The organism is Vibrio sp. 1402, from assembly GCF_033340275.1.
This window is the reverse complement of sequence record NZ_JAWOWE010000563.1, coordinates 1-557: the sequence shown is the minus strand read 5'-3', so window position 1 is coordinate 557 and position 557 is coordinate 1. Positions and strand designations below refer to the sequence as shown.

At 50.1% G+C, this 557-nt stretch carries 1 protein-coding gene; it reads right to left on the bottom strand.

The genetic code is table 11. From position 1 onward, the window contains the following. Positions 1–491, bottom strand: a 491-nt coding sequence (locus R7044_RS27265; protein ID WP_225456232.1) for a VWA domain-containing protein, incomplete at its 3' end; no start/stop codon positions are given. Positions 492–557: the final 66 nt, after the last annotated feature.

Sequence of the window (557 nt, the reverse complement as noted above, 5' to 3'; positions counted from 1 at the left end):
CCTTGGAATGGCATCAGCTCTGGCGACAAGTTCTCGATGATACCTGCTAGCGTACTAGCATCCGTCGTTAGCGGGCTCAAGCTGTAGGCGTCGCCTGCATAGGCGATCAATCCAGTCGCCCCCTCTTTCCACTTTGGCAACAAGTCCAACGCTTTGTAACGTGTTTGAGTAAGGCGATTGGGTTTGATGTCGCTGGCGTACATCGAGCGAGACATCTCTAGCACTAGCATGCGATTTTGGCTTAGTTCGAAGCTTGGGCGTGTATTTGATTCCCAGCTAGGCCCAGCGAGCGCTACGCAGGCAATCGCCCAAGCCAAGCCCCAAATCGTAAAATAGGGTTTGGACTGGGTGGTTTGCCCAAGCATTTTGGCGAGGTGCGGGGCAATCAGCGCGGATTTTTTCGCTCTAAATTTTTGATTAATCAGGAGTACGAAGGGGATTGCTATCAGTCCCAGTAACCAATATGGGTTAAGGAAAGTAAACTCAGCCATGTTTTCTCCTTAGCAGGAACAACAACATAGAAAGCACTAAAGCTGCACTCAATGGATATGGGAACC